1 protein-coding gene is annotated in these 1,590 nt (G+C 72.3%); it reads left to right on the top strand.

The window, feature by feature from the left end; genetic code table 11:
* Positions 1–183 precede the first annotated feature (183 nt).
* A partial coding sequence (locus ACZ6H8_RS13825) for an HNH endonuclease signature motif containing protein (protein WP_464147468.1) occupies positions 184–1,590 on the top strand: 1,407 nt, incomplete at its 3' end.

Here is a 1,590-nt window from a genome sequence, read left to right as displayed (position 1 = left end):
ACCCTCTGTGGCTCGCCCACCCTCCGCTCCCTGAGGTGCGAGCGCAGCGAGCCTCGAAGGGCGCCGACCGCACCACGAGACTCACCCGGAGCTGCGCCGATCGAGTTCTCCACAGGCACCGGAATCTTCGAACACACGTTCGAATGCTGGGTATCCTGGGTGCACGCGAAGGAGGTGCCCGGGATGCGCGATCAGGCCATGGTCGAGACGTCGGTCGTCGATGCGATCGTCGCCGGCGCGACGTCGTGCGGGTCGTTGCCGGACGAGGAGCTGCTCGTCGCGATCGACGAGCTCGCTGCCCGTCGCCGCCGGATCGACGCAGCCCTGACGGCAGCGGCTGGTGAGGTGCGCGCCCGCTCCGAGGGGCTGCCTGCGGAGGACTCGCTCGTGCGCGCGGCGGGGCATCGCACGGAGTCGCAGATGCTGCAGCACCGTGTGGGCCTGCGGGCGCGTGAGGCGCGCGTGCTGTGCGAGGTCGCTGACGCGACCCGCGCACGCGTGTCGCTGTCGGGCGCCGACATCCCGGCCCCGTTCCCGCACGTCGCGGCAGCGCTCGCTGCGGGGTGGGTGTCGGTGTCGCAGGCGCACGCGATCATCGACACCCTCGCGGGCTCGGCAGATCGGGTGTCGGCCGAAGGCCTCGCGCGCGCCGAATCCGATCTCGTCGCCCGCGCCAGCGGCACGAGCGCCGATGACGACGCGCCCGCGATCCCCGAGTGGCTGTCGGTGCTCTCGCGCCGGTGGCTGGCGCACCTCGATCCCGACGGGGAGGAGCCGCGCTACGACGAGCAGGTCGCGCAGCGGTTCTTCCGCATGCGCCGACGCCGCGACGGATCGTGGCTCGGCACGTTCAGCGCCACCGCCGACCAGGGCGACGCGATGATGACCGCGTTCGACGCGCACGTGAAGCCCCGCCGACCCCGCTTCCAAGACGCCTGCGGCGCACAGGACGAGACCACCCCCGACCACCCCGACACGGCAACCGCAGACGACACCGACGCCGACGGCACCGACGCCGAGACGCCGGTCGACGACCGCACCCGCGACCAGCGACGCCTCGACGCGCTCGTGGCGATCGTCACCCGCCACGCCGATACCACCTCACCCCGCACCTCCGGCGAGGCCCCCGTCCTCACCATCACCATCAGCGAAGACAGCCTCCACGGCCGCGGCGACCAGCTCGCCGACCTACCGCTCCTGGGCCGCTCCGGCGACACCATCCCCGCCGCCATCGCAGCCCGCATCCTCTGCGACGGATTCGTGCAACCCGTCATCCAAGGCGCGCACGGCGAGCCGCTGCGCCAAGGCCGCAAGGAACGCCTCTTCACCAAAGCCCAACGACGCGCGATCATCGCCCGCGACCACCACTGCCGAGCACCCGGCTGCACCACCCCACCCGGCTGGTGCGAGACCCACCACGTCCGCCGCTGGGCAGACCAAGGCCCCACCGACGTCGACAACGGCATCCTCCTCTGCCAGCACCACCACACCGAAGCCCACCGAGGCACACTCACCATCGCACCCGGCACCACCCGCCGCTGGCACATCACCCCCACCCACCGACCACGACCACGCACCCGACCACCACTG

Source organism: Agrococcus sp. AC640b (assembly GCF_979255995.1).
Note: the sequence above shows the minus strand (reverse complement) of the source record. Positions and strands in the feature narration are given on the sequence as shown.